The organism is Mesorhizobium sp. M0074, assembly GCF_040322975.1.
Taxonomy (GTDB): domain Bacteria; phylum Pseudomonadota; class Alphaproteobacteria; order Rhizobiales; family Rhizobiaceae; genus Mesorhizobium.
Map to the genome: position 1 here is coordinate 1 of NZ_JAMYUM010000023.1, position 20,807 is coordinate 20,807.

The window sequence follows — 20,807 nt, forward strand, 5'->3', positions numbered from 1 at the left end:
GCAGATCACCTTGCCCTTGCCGACCTGTTTGCGGATCGTCTCGACCGCGTGCTCGCGGTAGGCGCGCATCGTCCAGTCGCCTTCGATGCCGGCGATGTTGTGGACGAAGTTGCGGAGCAGCCTGGCGCCGTCCGGCGTATGCACCACTTCGGGGTGGAACATGAGGCCGTACATTTTGCGCTCGACATTGCCGAAGATGGCGAAGGGCGAGCCCTCCGATTTTCCGAGCACCTCGAACCCCTTCGGCAGGGAGATGACGCGATCGCCATGGCTCATCCACACCTGATGGCGCTGGCCGGGCGCCCACAGGCCCTCGAACAACGGGCTGTCCTCGGCGATCTCGACGAAGGCGCGGCCGAATTCGCGGTGGTCGGAGCTTTCGGCGACGCCGCCCATCTGCACGCACATCGCCATCTGGCCATAGCAGATGCCGAGCACCGGCACGCCGGCATCGAAGACGATCTGCGGCGCGCGCGGGCTGCCGATGTCGCCGGTCGAGGCCGGGCCGCCGGACAGGATCACCGCCTTCGGATCGATGCGCTTGAACGCCGCCTCGGCCGACTGGAAGGGCACGATCTCGGAAAAGACGCCGGCCTCGCGGATGCGGCGGGCGATCAGCTGGGTGAACTGGCTGCCGAAATCGACAATCAGGACGGTGTCGGGATGATTGGCTGTTTTCATGGCGAGCGTTTAGAGAAAGAAACGAGTCGGCGCAATGGGTTGTGAGGTCGCGCTTTCACTTCGATTCCGGTGTGTCGTCCTGAACGCCAGAGGCTTTGTCCAATGCATCCGTTTGCGTTGTATCGAGCGACTGCAAGGCGCCCATCAGCGCCGCGAAACGCTCGTGACCAAGGCGGGCAACATAGCTCCGTTCGATCTGCAGCTTGATGCGGTCGCCATCGCGCAGGGCGTCCAGGCCCTTGCGGGTGTAGCGCACAAGCTTGCCGCGACCGTCTTGCGGATCGGGCAGACGCTGCAACACACCTTCCGTCTCCAGGCCATCGAGCAATTGCTGAATCGCCTGCTTTGAGATCGCCGAGCGCTCGATCAGCGCCGACTGGCGCATGCCGCCGCGCGGGATGTGTCCAAGCAGGCCGGCACGCGCTTCGGTGAACCAGTGATGGCCGGCAGCGCGCATCGCAGCGGCGAACTCGGTCTGCCAGGCGCGGCTCGCCTGCCACAGCCGCCAACCTATGTGATCCGGCAGCGCTTCAGGTTTTTCGTCAAGGCCCTTGACCAAATTCTTCTCGCCCGATACATAGTCAAGCATCTTGACTACTAGTTCACTCTAAGTGGCGATGCCGGTCAAGGCAATCGGCGACTTCAATTCAGGAGGAAATCATGGCAGCACTTCAGAAGGAAACCCTTGCAATGCTCATTCCGGGCATGACCCATGTGTTGGAACGAAACGGCAAGGAGGCTTACGTCTATTTTGAAAGCGAGGGTGCCGCGCACATGCTGCTCGACGATGGCGAGGCGCGAAGCGGGCGCTGGCGGATGCTCGATGACGGTTATGTCGCCGACTGGGACACCGGCGCGACCGGACGCTGGACCCTCGATCACGAGCCCGGGTCAGTCACTTACATCAATCGCGACAACGCCGTTCGCTTCAGGATGATCGGCGTGCTGTTCGGCAACGCTAAGAAGCTGCCGCCCCAACAAGCTTGAAGTCGATCGCGCCCGAGGCGATCGCCTGTTCCAGCAGTTGCACCGCCGCGGCCAGCTTCTCGTCGATGACGTGCAGATATTCGGTCCAGTCGCCGACATGCCTCAGATCGGCTGCCCCGTCGGAAATGCCGCGCAGGCCGATAAGCGGCACGTCGAACAGCTGGCAGGCGCGCAGGCAGGCGAAGGTCTCCATATCGACCATGTCGGCGGCGATCGCGTCGTAGGCGGCGCCGGAGACGATTGCCGCCCCGGTCGACAGCGTCGCCTGTCTGACGCCTGGTATCCTGAACGGCAGCGGCACGCTGACAGGCAGGTCGAGGAACGGCGTGGCGCCCTTCTCGAACCCGAGGGGCGAGGCGTCCATGTCGCGGTAGGCGACTGAAACGGCCTGGTAGATTTCCGTCTGCTCCAGCGTCCGGCTGCCCGCCGACCCGAGCGACACGACTAGATCGGGCAGCGCCATCCCGGCATGCAGCCGGGATAGTTCGGCGCTGAGTCCGACGCCGGCCTCGACCGGTCCGACGCCGGTCAGCAGCGGCGTGAACAGCCGCTGCAGGTGTGGACCGTATTCGGCTTCGGCCGCCATGACGAAGAGAACGGATCTGCCGGAGATCGGGGTGAGCTCACCAGGTGTCTTGCCGGCCATGATCGTCCATCCTCCCCTGCCCGTTCCTCAGCCCTCGATGCCGTCGCGGCCGAGCACTGTCATCATCGTTCCGGTCATCGTGGCGATCAGCTTGGCCTCGCCGTCGACGGCGAACGCATAGGCCTGGCCGTCGGCGACGATGATGGTGCGGCCGGGCTTGGTAACCGAGCCGCGAAACAGGAAACGCTCGCCCCTGCCCGGCGCCAGCAGATTGACCTTGAACTCGATGGTCAGCACGCCGGAATTTTCCGGCATCAGCGAGAATGCCGCATAGCCGCAGGCCGAGTCGAGAGCCGTCGAAATGACGCCGGCATGGAGAAAGCCGTGCTGCTGCGTCAATGCCGCAGAATAGGGCATTTCGATCTCGATGATGCCGGGCGTCACCAGCGTCAGCTCGGCGCCAATCGTCATCATCGCGTTCTGGCGCGCGAAGGACGTCCTGACGCGGTCCTCGTAATCGGGAGCAGGAACGATCTTTGCTGCCATGGCCGTCGCCCTTCGTTTCTCGACAAATCTTATTGCAAAGGCATTTATCGCAGAGGGGTGGGCGGCAGGCAATCGCAAATGCTGCACTGCAGCATTCGGCTTAGCCCTGTATCGATGGCAACGATTCAGCCGGCCCGCCGCAGCGCGCAGAAGTAAAAGCCGTCGGTGCCGCTCAGCAACGGCGACAGCGAAATGCCGCCCGCAGCGCCTATCCGCATTGCCGCTTCGTGGCCCGCAAAACGGCTGTCCCAAAGCTGGCGGTGATCGAGCGGGACAAAACCGGGATGGCGGTCCCGGAAGGCCGAAACCTGGTCGCCATTCTCCTCGTCGAACACCGAACAGGTGATGTAGACCAGCAGGCCGCCGGGTTTGACGAAGTCCCTGGCGGCATCGAGTATCGTCTCCTGCTCGCCCTTGCGGGCGTCGAGCTGTCTTTGCGTCAGCCGCCATTTGGCATCCGGCCGGCGCCGCCAGGTGCCGCTGCCGGTGCAGGGCGCATCGATCAGGACGATGTCCATATGCTTGCCGAGCGGCGCGAGTTCGGCCGGCTTGGTGACGATCTGCACATTGCGGTTTTCCGAGCGGCGGATGCGGTCGAAGATCGGCGCCAGCCTTGCCTTCTCCGCATCGTGAGCGAAGATCTGGCCTCGATTATCCATCGCCGCGGACAGCGCCAGCGTCTTGCCGCCGGCGCCGGCGCAAAAGTCGAGCACCTGCATTCCAGGCTCGGCGCCGGCCAGTTCAGCCGCAATCTGCGAACCCTCGTCCTGGACCTCGAACCAGCCTTTCTGGAAGGCCGGCTCGGCCTGCACGTTCGGGTGCCTGCCGTCGCCTTCGATCGGCGGGATGCGGATACCGTGCGGCGCGATCCGGGCAGGCTTGGCGCCGGTCTCCGCCAGTTCCGCCAGCACCTTGCCGCGATCGGCCTTCAGCGTGTTGACCCTGAGGTCGAGCGGCGGGCGTGTCGCCAGCGCGGCACCCTCTTCCACCCAGGCCGTGCCGAACGCCCGTTCGAACAGCGGCATGCACCAGTCGGGGATGTCTGCCCTGACGGCCGGCGGCGCATCGGCAAGCCGGCGACCGCCGAGCGTTGTCAGTTCGTCGGCGGTAAGCAGCGGCGGCGCGAACTTGTCGCCCTCGAGCGCCTCGTTCAGCGACTGCGCCGTCTGGCCCCATTCGAGCAGCAGCGCGCCGAAGCCGATGGCGCGCGGCGTGTCCTCGCCGAGCAGCCAGCCTGCGGAGCGCTTGCGGCGCAGCGCGTCGTAGACGATGTTGCCGATCGCGGCACGGTCGCCGCCACCGGCGAAGCGGTGCGACAGGCCCCAGTCCTTCAGCGCATCGGCCACCGGCCGGTGACGCCGGCCAATATCGTCAAGCACTTCGATGGCTGCCGCCAGCCGCCCGCCCAGTCTCATTGTCGTCTTCCATTACTCAGCAAATTAATTCCGGCCCTGCTCTTAGAGCTTTTCGTGCCCTGATTGAAACAGTTCTGTTTCGCCGACGGCGAGACGATCCATGCGGAGGGGTGACGAATGTGGGTTGGTGCATCGCGAGCCGCCGCCACCAAGCGGGCGCCGGCATGCGGTACGAAACAATTCGATCAATATATTATATGTTTCTAATGTGCGTGTCTGGTGCTCACAAGCATAGCGGCTTGCGCAACTGCTCTGCTTTGCAAGTTTTCCGGTTGCGAATACTCTTTGCGCGGTGATTCGCGTCGCAGAAAAAGCGGAGCCGCGGGTCGATACGAGGAGAGGGCAATGAAAACTTATCTGGCGGAAGTTCTAGGCACGTTTCTATTGGTGTTCATCGGCACGGCTTCGGTGGTGACGGGCGGCTTCGGCGGCGCGCTGCCGCTCGGCCAGGAAGGTATCGGTCTGGCGTTCGGCATCGGCCTGATAGCGGCCGCTTACGCGATCGGCCCGATTTCGGGCGCGCATCTCAATCCGGCGGTGACGCTCGGTGTGTTCCTCGCCGGGCGGATGCCGGCCAGGGATGTCATTCCCTATTGGATCGCGCAGGTCATCGGCGCCATCATCGCGTCGCTGGCACTGTGGATCATCGTCTCCGGACAGGTGGGCGGCCACACCGGCGGCTTCGGCGCCAATGGCTGGGATGTGACGAAATGGGGCGTCAGCTCGGCCTTCCTGTGGGAGCTGATCGGCACCTTCACCTTCGTCACGGTGATCCTCGGCGTCACCAACGCCAAGCACACCACGGCCTTCGCCGGCCTGGTCATCGGCCTGACGCTGGCCGGACTACACTTCGCCATCATTCCGGTGACCGGCACATCGCTCAACCCGGCCCGTTCGATCGGACCGGCGCTGTTTTCGGGAACTGCGGCGATCGGCCAGCTCTGGCTGTTCATCGTCGCGCCGCTGATCGGCGGCGCCATTGCCGGCGTGGTCGCCAAGGCCGGTATCTTCGAGAAAGACTGACTTTTCGGAAGCCCAACGAAAAAGGCGCGGGTCGAGACCCGCGCCCTTTTTGTTGCGTCGAGAAATTCGTATGCCCGGATCAGGCCGCGAGGTCAAAACGGTCGGCGTTCATCACCTTGGTCCAGGCGGCGGCGAAATCCCTGACGAACTTCTGCCCGGCGTCGGCCGATCCGTAGACCTCGGCAAGCGCACGCAATTGCGCGTGCGAGCCGAAGATCAGGTCGGCGCGGGTGCCGGTCCACTTGACCGCCCTGGTCTTGCGGTCGCGTGCTTCGTAGACTTCATCGGACCCGGCGGCCGGATCCCAGACCGTGTTCATGGAGAGCAGATTGACGAAGAAATCGTTGGTCAACGTGCCCGGCCTGTCGGTGAACACCCCGTGCTTCGACTGACCGCTGTTGGCGCCGAGCACCCGCAACCCGCCGACGAGCACCGTCATCTCCGGCGCCGTCAAGGTCAGCAGCTGCGCCCGGTCGACCAGCATCGCTTCGACCGACATCGGCGGCTTACCCCTGACATAATTGCGGAAGCCATCGACTTTCGGCTCGAGCGCGGCGAAGGACTGGACGTCGGTCTGTTCCTGTGAAGCGTCCATGCGGCCCGGCGTGAACGGCACCCCCACGTCATGGCCGCCGTCCTTGGCCGCCTTCTCGACCGCGGCGACGCCGCCGAGAACGATCAGGTCGGCAAGCGAGATCTTCTTGCCGCCGGACTGCGAGTTATTGAAGCCCTTCTGGATGCCTTCGAGTGTCTCGAGCACCTTGGCCAGCTGCGCCGGCTGGTTGACCTCCCAATCCTTCTGCGGCGCCAGGCGGATGCGGGCGCCGTTGGCGCCGCCGCGCTTGTCGGAGCCGCGGAAAGTCGAGGCCGAGGCCCAGGCGGTCGAGACCAGTTCGGAAACGGACAGGCCGGAGGCCAGGATCTTCGCCTTCAGCGAGGCGATGTCCTGTTCGCTGACCAGCTCGTGGTCGATTGCCGGTATCGGGTCCTGCCAGATCAGCTCTTCCTTCGGCACGAGCGGCCCGAGATAGCGGACGGCCGGACCCATGTCGCGATGGGTCAGCTTGAACCAGGCGCGGGCAAAGGCATCGGCGAACTGATCAGGATTCTGATGGAACCGCCGCGAGATCTTCTCGTAGGCCGGGTCGACGCGTAGCGCGAGGTCGGTGGTCAGCATCGCCGGCGCGCGGCGCTTCGAGGGATCGTGCGCGTCCGGCACGGTGCCTGCACCGGCGCCGCCCTTCGGCGTCCACTGATGGGCGCCGGCCGGGCTCTTGGTCAGCTCCCATTCGTAGTTGAACAGATTGTCGAAGAAGTTGTTGCTCCATTTGGTCGGCGTCGTGGTCCAGGTCACCTCGAGGCCCGAGGTGATGGCGTCGCCGGCAATGCCGGTGGCATGCTTGCTCGACCAGCCGAGGCCCTGCGCCTCGATGCCGGCGCCTTCCGGCTCCGCCCCGACCAGCGATGCATCACCGGCGCCGTGCGTCTTGCCGAAGGTGTGACCGCCGGCGATGAGCGCCACGGTTTCCTCGTCGTTCATGGCCATGCGAGCGAAGGTCTCGCGAATGTCGCGCGCCGCGGCCAATGGATCGGGCGTGCCGTTCGGCCCTTCCGGATTGACGTAGATCAGCCCCATCTGCACGGCGCCGAGATGGCCGTGAAGTTCGCGGTCGCCGGAATAGCGCTCGTCGGCGAGCCATTTGGTTTCCGATCCCCAGTCGACGTCCTGCTCCGGCTCCCAGACATCGGCGCGGCCGCCGGCGAAGCCGAAGGTCTTGAAGCCCATCGATTCCAGCGCGACGTTGCCGGTGAGGATCAACAGGTCGGCCCAGGAGATTTTCCTGCCGTATTTCTGCTTGACCGGCCACAGCAGCCGGCGCGCCTTGTCGAGATTGGCATTGTCCGGCCAGCTGTTGAGCGGCGCGAAACGCTGCTGGCCGGCGCCGGCGCCGCCACGGCCGTCGCCGATGCGATAGGTACCGGCGCTGTGCCAGGCCATGCGGATGAAGAGCGGGCCGTAATGGCCGAAATCGGCCGGCCACCAATCCTGCGAATCGGTCATCACCTGGTGCAGATCCCTGATCACCGCATCGAGATCGAGGCTCTTGAATTCCTTGGCGTAGTCGAAGTCCTCGTCCATCGGGTCCGAGAGGCTGGACTGCTGGTGGAGGACGCCAAGGTCGAGCTGGTTTGGCCACCAGTCGCGGTTGGTCCTGCTGGCCGATCCATGTGGGACCGGGCATTTGCCGGCGCTGTTGTCGTCGGTTTTCGCGTCCATCTTTGCCTCCGATTTGTTGATTTTCCGGGATTTTGTTGATTTTCCGGGCAGGGCCAGCGGCCGCGCCATCTTGGAATGGTTCCAGACTAGCCCGCCCAGCCGATAAAGACAAATTGCCTTTGCTGTTTATTCTGATAGGTTTTCCTTATGATCGGTTTGACCGTCCGGCAGATGCATTATTTCGAGGCGCTGGCGCAGACGCTGCATTTCGGCCGTGCCGCAAAACTCGCCGGCGTCAGCCAGCCGGCGCTGTCTTCGCAGATCGCCGAGATGGAGCTGCGGCTGAATTGCCGTCTGTTCGAGCGCGGCGGCAAGGTGGTGCGGATGACCGACGAGGCGCAGGTCCTGCTGCCGCGCATCGAGCGCATTCTTGCCGACGTCCGCGACGTCGAGGCGACGGCCCGGCGCGGCCGCCCGGCGCTGGAAGGCCGCTTCCGGCTCGGCATCATCCCGACGGTGGCGCCCTATCTCCTGCCGCATGTGCTGCCGGAGCTGAAACAGCATTTCCCGGCCTTGCAGCTGGAACTGCGCGAAGCCGTGACCGCCTCGCTGGTCGAGGACACCAGTTCGGGAAAGCTCGACGCCTTCGTCGCGGCGCTGCCCCTCGATTACCCCGGCCTGGTTACCGAGGAACTTTTCTCCGACCGGTTCTTCCTGGCCGTGCCGGCCGGCGATCCCGCCTTCGCCTCGCCGCCGGTGCCGCCGGAGAGCCCGGCGCTGGAGCGGCTGATGCTGCTCGAGGAAGGCCACTGCCTGCGCGAACAGGCGCTCGCAGTCTGCGGCAGCGTGCGGCCGGTGGCGATGGCAAGCTATGGCGCGACCAGCCTGACGACGCTCTTACAGATGGTGGCACATGGGCTCGGCGTCACGCTCATCCCCGAGATGGCGGCGGGGCCAGCCAGCACTATCCCCGATTTGAAGATCGTGCCGTTCCAGGAACCGATGCCGCAGCGTACGATCTGCCTCGCCTGGCGGCGCAACAAGGTTCGCCACGACGAATGCGTCGAACTGGCCAAGATCATCCGCGGGCTGGATGCGGCGGTGCTGGCAGCGTAGAGCGGCGGGTCAAGGATCCGGTTTTAGCCCCGAAGCCAACTCGCAAGAAAGGAACGGCTTCAATCCTTTTCCCAGGCTGCGAGCAACGGGCCGTTGCTTCCATAGACAGGGTCCTTGCGCGGACGGCCAACCCTGGGGATCGTGACGACTGCCTTGGCATGGTCGGCGGCGGTCGTACACAGGTCATAGGTGCCGGATGGAGGATAGGCGCCGACAACCAGAAAATCGTCGGACGCGGAAAGACGCTGGTGCCCGGTGCCGGCCGGAAGCACCGCGACGTCGCCGGCCTTCAGGGGGAGCGTTCGTCCCTTGTTGCCGCCAAAGCGGACTTTCGCCGTCCCGCGCGCGACGCCGAGCACCTCGTGTATCCGCGAATGGTAGTGGACGTAGTCGTAGATGCCGTTGCGCCAGCTATCGCCCCAGCCATTTGCCTCGAAAAGCGCCTCCATGACAGCCGCAGGATCGAATTCCTCGGACAGCGTCACGGCGCCGCGATAGACGACAAGCGGCCAGAACGGATGGTTGGGCACAAGGCCATCATCCCCAAACCGAAACGCATTCGCTTTGCGCGGCCTGACCAGATCGGGGACCTCGCGCCGGCCCGGTCTGGCGGCACCGGTGACCTGCTCGACGGCTTTCTTCGTGGTTTGCAGAATGCTCATGATGCGGCCTTGGATTGGTGGTGGCTTCATGCCGACTTAACCGGCTGCACGGCCGTCGGTTCCGCTGAGGGTAGAGATCTGCGATCTGTGCGGTCGGAATTTGACGTCCGGGCACATCGAAGCCGCCCAAGTTTCAAGGCTTGAACACCGCAAGCATGTGAAGATCCAATCGGTCCCGCCGCTGTGTCGTCCCATGGCACGGATGAGACGATACACTGTTTACCACAGCGCTCGCGACAGCTCGCGAAACGGGCGACCCGCAGAGGCTTTTTTCGTGTTATGATGCATTTGCAACGCGCCTAATCTCGACCTCGGCAATATGACAAAGGTCGAAAGCAATTTTGCCCTGGCGTCGCCCAGCACGGACTCAACTCCGGATGGCTGGGCGTGCTTATCCGGGGCGAGGAGGTTGTCCATGTCCACGAGTAGTGTCGAACGTCCGCTGCAGCCGGGCGACCGGGCACCGAATATTATTCTCGATGCGATCTCCCGCGAAGGCAAAATCGCGCTCACTGATTTTCGAGGTCGTAGCCCATTGTTGATCGGCTTGTTTCGAGGCCTGCACTGTGCGTTCTGCCGGCGCAATGTCGCGGCAATGGCGCAACTCAAGCCGGCTCTGGCTGAGAAAGGCGTCGAATGCCTGGCGGTCGTCAATACGCCGGTAGAGCGGGCACGGCTCTATTTCCGTTACCATCCGACACCCGATCTTCTCGCCGCGTCCGACCCGGAGCGGGCCTCGCACCGTGCTTTCGGCTTGCGCGAGATCGGGATGGACAAGGTCATGGGGATCCGTATCGATCTCCCGGGTGAGTTGCCCGAGCCTATGGACCCCATCGCCATAAACGAGTTGCTCAACAAGAAGGAGGGGTATGAGATTACGGAAGCCGATCAGCAGATGATGGCTTCCGCTAAGGAGCTGCTGGTTGGTCAGTTTCTCATCGACCGAGGGGGCATTGTACGCTGGAGCTTCACTGAAGTTCTGGAGGCTGGCCTCAATACCCCCAAGGCGCCGAATCCGGAGGAATTGATGTCAGCGGCTTCCCAAGTTGCACATTAATGGGCTGCGGAAATAGGCGGCTGACAACTCGCTCGACGACCGCGCCCTTCCCGCTCACTACGGGGGAAAGGCCGTCCTGGGTCAAAACCTGAAGATCGTGGATGACCGCTTCGCGCCCCATGTCGGCCGTAGAGATCAGCTTCTCCGCGTCCTGAAAGCAGACATCGCAAGCGAGGACTCCGGAGGTCGCGGGTGCGCCCTCAAGCCCCGCCCGGTCGACCAGATAGAAGATCGCATTGGCCTCGCCGCCCGGCATCGTCTCGCCGAGCTGGATGCGGCTGTTAGGCTGGATCAGACCGGGCAGGGTCTCCGCCGCACCTCGACGCCGAGGTCGCGCAGATCGTGGCCGTTGCCGCGCCGCGCCGATTTTCTGGAGTGATAAGCCGCGCCCGACGCGGCGAATTCGTAACCCTACTCGGCGGCCGTCTCCGATGGCGCCTCTGCCGGCCCCGAAGGCTCGGCCTCGGCACGGGGCTTGCGCCGTGAAAACAGCGACCTGAGCGTGACGTAGAACACCGGCGTCAGGAACAGGCCGACGAAGGTGACGCCGAGCATGCCGGAGAACACCGCGGTGCCGAGCGACTGCCGCATTTCTGCGCCCGGGCCCGTTGCGATCATCAGCGGCACGACGCCGAGGATGAACGAGAAGGCGGTCATCAGGATCGGCCGCAGCCTGAGCCGGCAGGCTTCGACGGCAGCCTCGGCGGCCGACAGCCCGCGTTCCTGCGCCTGCCGCGCGAATTCGACGATCAGGATCGCGTTCTTGGCGGCAAGCCCGATCAGCACGATGAGGCCGATCTGCACGAGGATGTTGTTGTCCAGCCCTCGGAACGACACGCCGAGCAACGCCGCGAGCACGCCGAGCGGCACCACCAGCACAATGGCGAACGGCAGCACCCAGCTTTCATATTGCGCCGCCAGCGCCAGGAACACGAACAGCACCGACAGTCCGAAGATATAGACAGCGGCATTGCCGGTGTTGCGCTCCTGATAGGCGAGCTCGGTCCATTCATAGGAGGTACCGGCCGGCAGCGTCTTTGCCGTGATCCCTTCCATCAATGCCAGCGCGTCGCCCGTGGAAACGCCGGGCGCGGCGTTGCCCTGCAGCGGCACCGAAACGTACATGTTGTAGCGCTGGACCAGCGCCGGGCCGGTGACGTCGCGGATCTCGACCAACGTGCCGAGCGGAACCAGCGCGCCGGTCGCCGAGCGCACCTTCAGTTTCAAGATGTCGGCGCGATCGAGGCGGAACGCCTGGTCGGCCTGCGCCCGCACCTGGTAGACGCGCCCGAAAGCGTTGAAGTCGTTGACGTAGGCGGTGCCCAAATTGATCGACAGCGCCTCGAAGATGTTGGGGATCGGCACGTTCAGGATGCGCGCCTTGTCGCGATCGATCGCCAGGAAGAATTGCGGGCTCGACGCGGAGAACGTGGTGAACACGCCCGTCAGCCCCGGCGTCTTGTTGGCCTTGCCGGCGATTTCGTTGGCAAGCGCCAGGATCTGCCGCATGTCGGCGCTGTTGCGCTCCTGGATCTGCAGCTTGAAGCCGCCGGCATTGCCGACGCCGCGGATCGGCGGCGGCGGCAGTGCGATAATGAAGGCTTCCTTGATGCTTTGCAGGCTGCCGAACAGATTGCCGATGACCTGGGTCGCCGACTGGCCGGCTTTCAGTCGCTCGTCAAACGGCTTGAACCTGGCGAAGATCACGCCCGCGTTGCTGGCGTTGGTGAAGGTCGCGCCGGAGAAGCCGGCGAAGGCGACTGCGTAGTCGACGCCTGGCGTTTTCTGGATGATCTGCGACGCCTGCTGGATGACCGCATCGGTCCTCGACAGCGAAGCGCCGTCCGGCAACTGGATGACGACGATCGCATAGCCCTGGTCAAGCGACGGAATGAAACCGCGCGGCACCGACTGCACCATGTAGGCCGTGGCGTAGATGAGGGCCGCGAAAACGGCCAGCATGGCGGCGATCGTTGTCCACGAGCCGACCAGCACGCGGATGATGCTCGAATACCAATGGGCGACCCTGTCGAAGCCGCGATTGAAGCCGTCGGCGAGCGCCCGTCCGAACCGCGCCAGGAAAAAGCGCGGCGGCGCCGCCGCGGCGTGATGCGGCTTGAACAGCAGTGCGGCCAGCGCCGGCGAAAGCGTCAGCGAATTGAACGCCGAGATCGCCGTCGACACCGCGATGGTGATCGCAAACTGCAGATAGAACTGCCCAGAAATGCCGGGGATGAAGGCTGTCGGTACGAACACGGCTATCAGCACCAGCGAGATCGCGATGACGGCCGTTCCGACTTCGTCCATGGTCAGGTGCGACGCCGGATTGGGCGCCAGCCCTCTGGCGATATTGCGCTCGACGTTTTCGACCACGACGATCGCATCGTCGACGACGATGCCGATCGCCAGAACTAGGCCGAACAGCGTCAGCATGTTGAGCGAGAAGCCGGCGGCGTAAAGCACCGCCAGCGTGCCGATCAGCGACACGGGGATCGCCACGATCGGCACGATCGCCATGCGCCACGATTGCAGGAAGACGATGATGACGATGATGACCAGCAGCATCGCCTCGAGAATCGTCTTGTAGACCTCCTGGATCGACTCGGCGACGAACTCGGTCGGATTGTAGACGATGTCGTAGCTCAACCCCTTCGGGAAGTCGCGGGAAAGCTCCTTCATCTTGTCCTGGATCTCCGCGGCTGCGGCGAGCGCATTGGTGCCCGGCCGCTGGAAGATGGCGAGCGCCACCGCCGGTTTGCCGTTGAGATAGGAGTTGGTGACGTAATCCTTGGCGCCGAGCTCGATGCGCGCCACGTCCTGCAGCGAGATCAGGCGGCCGTCGTCGGTCGATTTGACGATCACGTATCGGAAGTCGCGTGCGTCGTTGAAGCGGCCTTGCGTGGTGACCGTGTACTGGAACGCCGTGCCGGTGCTGGTCGGCGGCGCGCCGATCGAGCCGCCCGACACCTGGACGTTCTGGTCGCGCAGCGCCTGCACCACATCGCCCGAGGTCATCCCCAGGGCGGACAGTTTTTCCGGATCGAGCCAGATGCGCAGCGAGTATTCGCGTTCGCCGAAGATGATGAGGTCGCCGACGCCGTCTAGTCTGAGCAGTATGTCGCGCACCCGCGAGCGGGCGTAGTTCGAGACGTAGAGCTGGTCGTAGGTATTGTCGGGCGACAGCATGTGCACGACCATCATCAGGTCGGGCGAGCTCTTGGTGGTGGTGATGCCGAGGCGGCGGACTTCTTCGGGCAGGCGCGGCTCGGCGACCGACACGCGGTTCTGCACCAGCACCTGAGCCTGGTCGAGATCGGTGCCCAGCTTGAAGGTGATGGTCAGCGCCATCGCCCCGTCGCCCGACGAATAGGACGACATGTAGAGCATGCCCTCGACGCCGTTGATCTCCTGCTCGATCGGCGTTGCCACCGTCGCTGCGACCGTCTCGGCGTCGGCGCCCGGATACTGCGCGCGAACGACGATGGTCGGCGGCGCGATCTCGGGATATTGCGCGACCGGCAGCTGGGTATAAGCAATCCCGCCGAGGATCAGCAGGACGATCGAAACGACCGATGCGAAGATCGGACGGTCGACGAAGAAATGTGCGAACCTCATTGCTGCAACTCGGCGGTCTCGGCCTTGGGCGGCAACGTCACCATCTCGACCTTCACCTTGGTGCCCGGCCTGGCGTGCATCAGCCCTTTGACGATGATTGTCTCGTCGCCGGTCAGGCCCTGGCGGATGACCCGGTAGCCGTCGAGAAGCGGGCCGGTGCGCACGGGCTTCGCCGACACCATCCCGGCCTCATCCACCAGGAACACGATGCGGCGATCCTGATCGGCGCCGATCGCCTCGTCGGGCACCAGCACGCCGCTATGCGGCAGCGACCCCGGCACGTTGATGCGCCCGAACATGCCTGGCTGGAGAATGCCATCGGCGTTGGGAAACCTTGCACGTACCCGCATGGTGCCGGTCGCGTTGTCGATCCGGTTCTCGGCAAAATCGAGCTTGCCTTTGAATACCGCCTCCGCGCGGTCGGCGACGCGAACCACCACCTCGAGCCCGCCGGCGCCTTCCTGCATGCTGCCGCCGCGCTCCTTCGCGTCGCGGGCATAGCTGAAATACAGGCGCTCATCGACGTCGAAATAGAAGTCGATCGGATCGCGCGTAACGATGGTCGTCAGCAAGGTGGAATCCGGCTGCACGAGGTTGCCGACCGACACCAGCCGGCGGTCGATGCGGCCGGACAAGGGCGCCTTGATCTCGGTGAATTCCATGTTCAGGCTGGCCGTCGTCAGGGCAGCCGTCGCGCCCTGCATCTGCGCCTGCGCCGAAAGGTATTCCCGCCGGCGGTCGTCGACCGTCGCGGTTGAGATATTGCCGGTCTTGGCGAGTTCGTCGGCGCGATCCAGCTGCATCTTGGAGAATTCGAGCAGACTCTTGGCGACGTCCACTTGCGACTTGGCGGCATCATAAGCCGCCTGGTACGGACGCTCGTCGATGGTGAAGAGCAGGTCGCCCTTGTTGACCAGTGCGCCGTCCTGGAAGCTGACCTTGTCCAGATAGCCGCTGACGCGCGAACGGATGGCGACCTGGTCGACGGCTTCGAAGCGCCCGACGAACTCGTCGTCTTCGACGATTTCACGGACCACCGGCTTGGCCGCTGTCACCACGGGTAGCTGCTGGTCCTGCGCAAACGCAGTGCTGCTGAAAGCCATGCCGAGCAGGAATGCCGCCGACACGGCGGCGCGGGGAAGCCAGCCGGCCGATCGACAGGGTCGCTCGCCCGCGTCGCGATGCAATTGCCCATTCTCTGGGGTGTCCATTTGCGTCCTCGCTCGCTGGACCCGGAGGTCGGTTGATCCGCTTCTACGCTCAGGCTTTTCGTCGAGATCAGAGCACTGCAGTGTTGTGCATGGCAACATGATCATTTTCCATGTCGGCTGAAATGTCCACCCTGTGGCTGCCCCGCCACCCGCCACTGGCAACGCAGATCCACCGGGCGGTCCGGGACGCCATTGAGACGGGACGGCTAGACCCGGGAGCAGATCTTGGTCCCGTCGGGCTGAACGTCCGCAATCCTTCTTCAAACGTTAAAGCCGCCATTCCGCAATCGGCTGCAGATCGAGACGTTCAAGGCCTTGGTGCTAAGCGTCCGCCCACGGCGCAAAGGAGACAAATTGGCGCCTAGCCCTGAAGCCGTCTTAACTGTCACCACCCCCAACTACTCTCGACCATCGCCTCATCCGGAACTTCTGCGGCTCGCCTACTTCGCAACTCAGTGCGGAAACGGATGACCGCTCGTTCGAAAACCGGTCGATAGTGGTTTGCCACCTCCCCCCCAACCCTCACGGCACAAATATCAAAAACACCCAAGTAAAAAACACCACCAGATGCACCAAGCCGGTCAAGAACGTCGTTCTCTCGGTGCTAAAGCTTACATTGCAGATGAAGAGCGCCAGAACCAAAAGCACCGTGTCGGTCGCCGGCAGCCCCAGGGTCAGGCCTCTTCCGGTCAGCAGGCTGGCGGCGGCGATTGCCGGTATTGTCAGGCCGATCGTGGCACAGGCCGAGCCCATGGCGACGTTCAGGCCGCGCTGCAGCTCGTTGTTGAGTGCGGCACGAACCGCCGAAATGGCCTCCGGCATCAAGACCAGCGCGGCGATCATTGCGCCGACAATGGCGTCGGCCTGCGGCACTTGGTAGGCGACGAGCGCATCTTCGACGCTGGCTGCGACCTGTTCGGCCAGCATGACGATGCCGATCAGCCCGATCAGCAGGAGAACAGCGCCGGCGGCGACGCTTTCGTTAGCGTCGGTTCGCACTGCGGCGCCATGCGCTTGCCCGTCGATGAAATCGTCGCGGTGGCGGACAGTCTGCGCGAACAGAAAACCGGCATAGAGCAGCACTGAAAGGACGCTGACGAAGCCAAGTTGGGCGGCCGAAAACGTGCCGGGATCGGTGGTTCGCGTGTAGGTCGGCAGAATGAGCGTCATGACGCTCAGCGCGACCAGCACCGCCAGATAGGCGCTGGTCCCTTGGCGGACGATCGCCTGCTTGCGATGGCGCCAGCCGCCAAACGTCAGACACATGCCGACGACGCCGGTCGACGTGATCATCACCGTCGAGAACACGGATTCGCGGGCAAGCGTCGGGTTGTTCGCGCCGTGCAGCATGATGGAAACGATGATCGACACTTCGATTGCCGTCACGGCGATGGTCAGCACCAACGTGCCGTACGGCTCGCCCACCCGCCTAGCCACCGCCTCGGCGTGGTCGAGCACCACGAAAATGGTGATGAACATGATCGCGCTCGACAGCGCGCCGATGAATATCCTGGTGCCCAGCGACCCTTCGTCCACCGACACCCCGCTGGCCCTGACCGCGACCGCCATCGCCAGCGCGGCCAACGGCATGCCGTAGGAAACCGCCGATCTTGCGAAACCACTCATTCAGCCCCCTCTGCGCAAGCCCCCTGCGCACCTTGACGAAGCCCGAAGCGCGCCCCCGCTCACGCCGTCTTCTGCGTCACCAATCCCAGTTCATCGACCATCGCCTGGCGCATCAGGAATTTCTGCGGCTTGCCGGTCACCGTCATCGGCAATTCGGTGCGGAAGCGGATGTAGCGCGGGATCTTGAAATGGGCGATCTGGCCGGCGCAGAAGGCCTTGATCTCCTGCTCCGTGGTGATCTGGCCGGGCTTCAGCACGATCCAGGCGCACAGCTCCTCGCCGTATTTCGGGTCGGGAATGCCGAACACCTGCACCTCCTTGACCTTGGGGTGGCGATAGAGGAACTCCTCGACCTCGCGCGGATAGACGTTCTCGCCGCCGCGGATGACCATGTCCTTGACCCGGCCGACGATGTTGCAATAGCCCTCGGCATCGATGGTGGCGAGGTCTCCGGTGTGCATCCAGCCGTCGGCGTCGATGGCTTCGCGGGTCTTCTGCTCATCGTCCCAATAGCCCTTCATCACGGAATAGCCGCGCGTGCAGAGCTCGCCCGGCGCGCCGACGGCGACGGTGGCACCTTCGGCGTCGATGGCCTTGACCTCGACATGCGGATGGACGCGGCCGACGGTCGAGACGCGCTTTTCCAGCGGGTCGTCGACGCTGCTCTGGAACGACACCGGGCTGGTCTCGGTCATGCCGTAGGCGATGGTCACCTCTGCCATATGCATCAGCGACACCACCTTCTTCATCACCTCGATCGGGCATGGCGAGCCGGCCATGATGCCGGTGCGCAGGCTGGTGAGATCGAAGGAGGCGAACTCCGGATGGTCGAGCAGGCCGACGAACATGGTCGGCACGCCGTAAAGCGCGGTGCAGCTTTCCGTCGCCACCGCCTTCAACGTGGCGCCGGCATCGAACCCCTCGCTCGGGAAAACCATGGTCGCGCCCTTGGTGACGCAGCCCATCGTGCCCATCGACATGCCGAAGCAATGATAGAGCGGCACCGGGATGCACAGCAGGTCGTCGACGGTGAGCCGGATCGCAGAAGTGACGAAATTGCCGTTGTTGACGATGTTGTTGTGGGTCAGCGTCGCGCCCTTGGGCGCACCTGTCGTGCCGCTTGTGAACTGGATGTTGATGGCATCGTCCGGTTTCAGCCCCGCTGAAATCCGGTCGAGCTTGTCATGCTCGTCGCGGCCGGCCATCGCCAGCACGTCGGCGAAATTGAACATGCCCGGCGAATTCTCCTCGTCCATGCGGATGACGGTCTTAAGCGCCGGCAGCTTGTTGGCGTCGAGCTTGCCAGGGGTGGCCTCGGCGATCTCCGGCGCCAGCGTCTCGATCATGCCGAGATAGTCGGAGCTCTTGAATGTGGCGGCGGTGACCAGCGCCTTGCAACCGACCTTGTTCAAGGCATATTCCAGCTCGACCAGCCGGTAGGCCGGGTTGATGTTGACCAGGATCAGGCCGATGCGGGCGGTGGCGAATTGCGTCACCAGCCATTCCCAGCGGTTCGGCGACCAGATGCCGACGCGATCGCCTTTCTCGAGGCCGAGCGCCAGGAAGCCGGCGGCCAGCGCATCGACCGTCTCCGACAGTTCCTCCCAGGTAAAGCGCTTGTCCTGCTCGACGAAGACGGCGGCATCGAGCGTGCCGTATTTGCCGACCGTATCGGCAAACAGCGCCGGGATGGTCAGGTTGAGCAGCGGCACGCTGCGCTCCCCCGAGACATGCGCCGTGCCGTCGACCGGCGCAATGAACGAACCGCCATCGCGCTTGGAGCGCAAATTGCTGGCATTCTTCAACTCGTCGAGATTGATCGGCATCGCCGTGTCCTCCGCAGACAGAACGAGCCTATCAGCCCGGCGGGGTAGTGGAAATCCCGTCGATGGTGCGGTTGGGGTTCGAACGTGAGGGATGGCGCCGAAAATAAAAAACCCGCCACGGCGGGCGGGTCTTCGGGGCCAATTGGCACCATAGCGAGATTAGTAGCATAGCTGCCGGCACAAAGCAAGAACAAAATTGCTGTACGTCAAGAAAATCGCGTCAGGTCGGTGCCAGCGGCCAAGCTGCCAATCTCCCTCCTTGAGGGGGAGATGGCCGGCAGGCCAGAGGGGGTCGTCTCGCATGGAGCACCTGCCTGTTCTGTCCGTTAGGAGAGTCGCGTCAAGACGTACCGACCCCCTCTGTCGCCTTCGGCGACATCTCCCCCTCAAGGGGGGAGATTGGCGACGTCAGCCTGAATTCACCGATGCCATCCTGGCCGCAATATCGCGCAAAGTCGCCTCGTCGGCCACAGCGCGCTGCTTCCTCGACGCGACGAGACAGGCCTGCGAGCGCAGGATGAGCCCATCGGCCAGCACCTTGAGATGGTTGGCGCGCAAGGTCGAGCCTGACGTGGTGATGTCGACGACGATATCGGCCAACCCGGCCGCCGGCGCGCCTTCGGTGGCGCCCAGGCTTTCGACGATGCGGTAGACCTGGATGCCGTGCTTTTGCGAAAAGAACTGCTGGGTCAGGCGCCAGTATTTGGTGGCGATCCTGAGCCGGCGGCCGTGGCGCTGGCGGAAATCGGCGGCGACGTCGTCGAGGTCGGCCATGGTGTCGACATCGAGCCAGATGTCGGGCACGGCGACGACGACATCGGCATTGCCGAAACCGAGGCGGGCGATGATTTCGGCGCGCGTCTCGCAATCGGCGAGGTTTTCGCGCAAAAGGTCCTCGCCGGTGATGCCGAGATCGACCGACCCCTGGCCGATTTCGCCTGATATCTCCGAGGCAGACAGGAACGCTATCTCGACGCCGTCAAGGCCGTCGATGCGGGCGCGATATTTGCGCTCGTCGCCGGGCAGGCTGACGGCAAACCCGGCCTTGGCCAGCACCTCCAGCGCCTGCTCCTTGAGCCGGCCTTTCGACGGGATCGCCAGCGTGATCATGGCGCCGTCTCCCGCAGCGCCTCGATGCGGTCAAGCCAGACGGAAAAACCGACGCCGGGGATCGGCGTTTTGGCGCCGAGCAGCGTCAGCAGTCGGTCGTAGCGGCCACCACCGGCGAGCGGCCGGTCGCCATCCTGCGCCGCGATCTCGAAGACGAGGCCGGTGTAGTAATCGAGCGGGCGGCCGAAGGCGGCGTCGTAGCTGATTTCAGACATCGGCAGGCCGAGGGTTTCGATTGCCGCGGCGCGGGCGGCAAAATTCCCCAGCGCGGCGCCCAGCGAAAGCCCGGCATCGATCGCAAAACTTTCGAGCGCCCCGGCGGCGCTATCGAGCGGCACGTCGATGGCCAAAAAGCTCTTCAGCGCCGCAAACGCCTCGTTCGACAGCCGCACGCTGCGCAGTTCGGCTTTCTCGATCAGGCGCCGCGCAATCTCGGACGGCGAACGCCCGGCCGTTGCCGACAGGCCGGCCTCTTCCATGCCGCCGGCGATATGCGCCGAAAGGCTGTCGAGATCGCCATCGAGGACAAGGGCGGCGACCGGGCCGGCAAGCTGGCTGTTGCGCGGCGGATTGGCGAGATCGGCAAGCGCCGCCTCCAGCATCGGCGCCGAGCCGAAGGCGCGCGCCAGCCGCATGCGCCAACCGCGCGGCAGGCCAAGGGCTGCAAGCACCGCCTCGAAAATGGCCTGGTCGCCGAGCGTCACCGCCAGCTCCCGGCCGGGCAGCACCAGCGACAGCAGCGCATGCGCATCGGCCAGCGAACGGGCGTCGGCGGCGGCCGTGTCGCGGTCGCCGAGATCCTCGATGCCGGCCTGGAAGAACTCGTTGCCGCCCTCGCGGCGCTGGCGAAACACCTCGCCGAGGTAGGAATAGCGGCGCGGCGTGCCGGCCTGGCTGGCAATGTGGTCGAGGCAGACCGGAATGGTGAATTCCGGCCGCAGGCAAAGCGTCTGCCCGGTCTCGCTCTCGGTGAGAAAGATGCGGCGCCGCAAATCCTCGCCGGCCATGTCGAGGAACGGATCGGCCGGCTGCAGCACGGCGACCTCGACCGCATGGGTGTTGCGCGCGGCGAAGAGCCTGGCGATGTCGGATGCGATGGCGGGGCGGGAGGTCATAAAACGCCACCTC

17 protein-coding genes are annotated in these 20,807 nt (G+C 64.4%); 4 read left to right on the forward strand and 13 right to left on the reverse strand.

What is annotated here, in order from left to right; genetic code table 11:
• Both guaA and NKJ73_RS26185 read right to left on the reverse strand, forming a co-directional pair.
• Window positions 1–681, reverse strand: a 681-nt coding sequence (gene guaA / locus NKJ73_RS26180; RefSeq protein ID WP_352571591.1) for a glutamine-hydrolyzing GMP synthase, incomplete at its 3' end; no start/stop codon positions are given.
• A 55-nt stretch (window positions 682–736) separates the two neighbouring features.
• Window positions 737–1,270 carry a MarR family winged helix-turn-helix transcriptional regulator gene (locus NKJ73_RS26185; RefSeq protein WP_245274715.1) on the reverse strand — a complete coding sequence of 178 codons (534 nt, stop codon included), beginning with the start codon at window positions 1,268–1,270 and terminating at the stop codon, window positions 737–739.
• 71 nt (window positions 1,271–1,341) lie between these two features.
• On the opposite strand from NKJ73_RS26185, the gene NKJ73_RS26190 reads away from it, so the two are divergent.
• Entirely contained in the window at window positions 1,342–1,668 is a 327-nt protein-coding gene (locus NKJ73_RS26190) for a hypothetical protein (protein WP_023677142.1), read from the forward strand.
• On the opposite strand, the gene NKJ73_RS26195 is transcribed toward NKJ73_RS26190, so the two are convergent.
• The 3 genes from NKJ73_RS26195 to NKJ73_RS26205 form a co-directional block, all read right to left on the reverse strand.
• Window positions 1,640–2,314 (reverse strand): 5'-methylthioadenosine/S-adenosylhomocysteine nucleosidase, encoded by a 675-nt coding sequence (locus NKJ73_RS26195; protein WP_023677141.1) that lies wholly within the window; start codon window positions 2,312–2,314, stop codon window positions 1,640–1,642. The two genes, NKJ73_RS26190 and NKJ73_RS26195, sit on opposite strands and share 29 nt — an antisense overlap.
• 27 nt (window positions 2,315–2,341) lie before the next feature.
• Window positions 2,342–2,800: a PaaI family thioesterase gene (locus tag NKJ73_RS26200; protein ID WP_023677140.1), complete on the reverse strand. Its 459-nt coding sequence runs from the start codon at window positions 2,798–2,800 to the stop codon at window positions 2,342–2,344.
• A 125-nt stretch (window positions 2,801–2,925) separates the two neighbouring features.
• On the reverse strand, window positions 2,926–4,215 hold the full coding sequence (locus NKJ73_RS26205) for an RsmB/NOP family class I SAM-dependent RNA methyltransferase (protein WP_352571592.1): 1,290 nt from the start codon (window positions 4,213–4,215) through the stop codon (window positions 2,926–2,928).
• A gap of 345 nt (window positions 4,216–4,560) precedes the next feature.
• Here NKJ73_RS26205 and NKJ73_RS26210 point away from each other — a divergent pair, with 345 nt between their 5' ends.
• A complete protein-coding gene (locus NKJ73_RS26210) occupies window positions 4,561–5,238 on the forward strand; it encodes an MIP/aquaporin family protein (protein ID WP_023677138.1) in 678 nt (225 codons plus the stop codon).
• A gap of 79 nt (window positions 5,239–5,317) precedes the next feature.
• Here NKJ73_RS26210 and katG read toward each other — a convergent pair whose 3' ends face one another.
• Complete coding sequence (gene katG, locus NKJ73_RS26215; protein WP_352571593.1) at window positions 5,318–7,516, reverse strand: catalase/peroxidase HPI; 2,199 nt, start codon at window positions 7,514–7,516, stop codon at window positions 5,318–5,320.
• 147 nt (window positions 7,517–7,663) lie between these two features.
• Between katG and NKJ73_RS26220 the strand changes: the two genes are divergently transcribed.
• Entirely contained in the window at window positions 7,664–8,572 is a 909-nt protein-coding gene (locus NKJ73_RS26220) for a hydrogen peroxide-inducible genes activator (RefSeq protein WP_352457578.1), read from the forward strand.
• Between the two features lie 59 nt (window positions 8,573–8,631).
• On the opposite strand, the gene NKJ73_RS26225 is transcribed toward NKJ73_RS26220, so the two are convergent.
• Window positions 8,632–9,234 carry a cupin gene (locus NKJ73_RS26225; RefSeq protein WP_352457577.1) on the reverse strand — a complete coding sequence of 201 codons (603 nt, stop codon included), beginning with the start codon at window positions 9,232–9,234 and terminating at the stop codon, window positions 8,632–8,634.
• A 415-nt stretch (window positions 9,235–9,649) separates the two neighbouring features.
• Here NKJ73_RS26225 and NKJ73_RS26230 point away from each other — a divergent pair, with 415 nt between their 5' ends.
• Window positions 9,650–10,291, forward strand: coding sequence for a peroxiredoxin-like family protein (locus NKJ73_RS26230; RefSeq protein ID WP_023677134.1), 642 nt, complete (start codon window positions 9,650–9,652; stop codon window positions 10,289–10,291).
• Between the two features lie 411 nt (window positions 10,292–10,702).
• Here the strand turns inward: NKJ73_RS26230 and NKJ73_RS26235 are convergent, their stop codons facing one another.
• From NKJ73_RS26235 to NKJ73_RS26260, 6 genes are all read right to left on the reverse strand, one after another.
• Entirely contained in the window at window positions 10,703–13,906 is a 3,204-nt protein-coding gene (locus NKJ73_RS26235) for an efflux RND transporter permease subunit (RefSeq protein ID WP_352571594.1), read from the reverse strand.
• Complete coding sequence (locus NKJ73_RS26240) at window positions 13,903–15,009, reverse strand: efflux RND transporter periplasmic adaptor subunit (RefSeq protein WP_051406143.1); 1,107 nt, start codon at window positions 15,007–15,009, stop codon at window positions 13,903–13,905. Before NKJ73_RS26240 ends, NKJ73_RS26235 begins: the two co-directional genes overlap by 4 nt.
• A 630-nt stretch (window positions 15,010–15,639) precedes the next feature.
• Entirely contained in the window at window positions 15,640–16,743 is a 1,104-nt protein-coding gene (locus NKJ73_RS26245) for a calcium:cation antiporter (RefSeq protein WP_352571595.1), read from the reverse strand.
• A 59-nt stretch (window positions 16,744–16,802) separates the two neighbouring features.
• A complete protein-coding gene (locus NKJ73_RS26250) occupies window positions 16,803–18,569 on the reverse strand; it encodes an AMP-binding protein (RefSeq protein WP_352571596.1) in 1,767 nt (588 codons plus the stop codon).
• Between the two features lie 408 nt (window positions 18,570–18,977).
• Window positions 18,978–19,679 carry an ATP phosphoribosyltransferase gene (hisG, locus tag NKJ73_RS26255; RefSeq protein ID WP_352571597.1) on the reverse strand — a complete coding sequence of 234 codons (702 nt, stop codon included), beginning with the start codon at window positions 19,677–19,679 and terminating at the stop codon, window positions 18,978–18,980.
• The gene (locus NKJ73_RS26260) at window positions 19,676–20,794 is read right to left on the reverse strand and encodes an ATP phosphoribosyltransferase regulatory subunit (protein ID WP_352571598.1); all 1,119 of its coding nucleotides are present in this window, start codon (window positions 20,792–20,794) and stop codon (window positions 19,676–19,678) included. Before NKJ73_RS26260 ends, hisG begins: the two co-directional genes overlap by 4 nt.
• Window positions 20,795–20,807: the final 13 nt, after the last annotated feature.

Coding starts and splice junctions, on each gene's coding strand:
- NKJ73_RS26185 (WP_245274715.1), bottom strand. CDS start 1,270: ATGCTTGACTATGTATCGGGCGAGAAGAATTTGGTCAAGGGCCTTGAC.
- NKJ73_RS26190 (WP_023677142.1), top strand. CDS start 1,342: ATGGCAGCACTTCAGAAGGAAACCCTTGCAATGCTCATTCCGGGCATG.
- NKJ73_RS26195 (WP_023677141.1), bottom strand. CDS start 2,314: ATGGCCGGCAAGACACCTGGTGAGCTCACCCCGATCTCCGGCAGATCC.
- NKJ73_RS26200 (WP_023677140.1), bottom strand. CDS start 2,800: ATGGCAGCAAAGATCGTTCCTGCTCCCGATTACGAGGACCGCGTCAGG.
- NKJ73_RS26205 (WP_352571592.1), bottom strand. CDS start 4,215: ATGAGACTGGGCGGGCGGCTGGCGGCAGCCATCGAAGTGCTTGACGAT.
- NKJ73_RS26210 (WP_023677138.1), top strand. CDS start 4,561: ATGAAAACTTATCTGGCGGAAGTTCTAGGCACGTTTCTATTGGTGTTC.
- katG (WP_352571593.1), bottom strand. CDS start 7,516: ATGGACGCGAAAACCGACGACAACAGCGCCGGCAAATGCCCGGTCCCA.
- NKJ73_RS26220 (WP_352457578.1), top strand. CDS start 7,664: ATGATCGGTTTGACCGTCCGGCAGATGCATTATTTCGAGGCGCTGGCG.
- NKJ73_RS26225 (WP_352457577.1), bottom strand. CDS start 9,234: ATGAGCATTCTGCAAACCACGAAGAAAGCCGTCGAGCAGGTCACCGGT.
- NKJ73_RS26230 (WP_023677134.1), top strand. CDS start 9,650: ATGTCCACGAGTAGTGTCGAACGTCCGCTGCAGCCGGGCGACCGGGCA.
- NKJ73_RS26235 (WP_352571594.1), bottom strand. CDS start 13,906: ATGAGGTTCGCACATTTCTTCGTCGACCGTCCGATCTTCGCATCGGTC.
- NKJ73_RS26240 (WP_051406143.1), bottom strand. CDS start 15,009: ATGGCTTTCAGCAGCACTGCGTTTGCGCAGGACCAGCAGCTACCCGTG.
- NKJ73_RS26245 (WP_352571595.1), bottom strand. CDS start 16,743: ATGAGTGGTTTCGCAAGATCGGCGGTTTCCTACGGCATGCCGTTGGCC.
- NKJ73_RS26250 (WP_352571596.1), bottom strand. CDS start 18,569: ATGCCGATCAATCTCGACGAGTTGAAGAATGCCAGCAATTTGCGCTCC.
- hisG (WP_352571597.1), bottom strand. CDS start 19,679: ATGATCACGCTGGCGATCCCGTCGAAAGGCCGGCTCAAGGAGCAGGCG.
- NKJ73_RS26260 (WP_352571598.1), bottom strand. CDS start 20,794: ATGACCTCCCGCCCCGCCATCGCATCCGACATCGCCAGGCTCTTCGCC.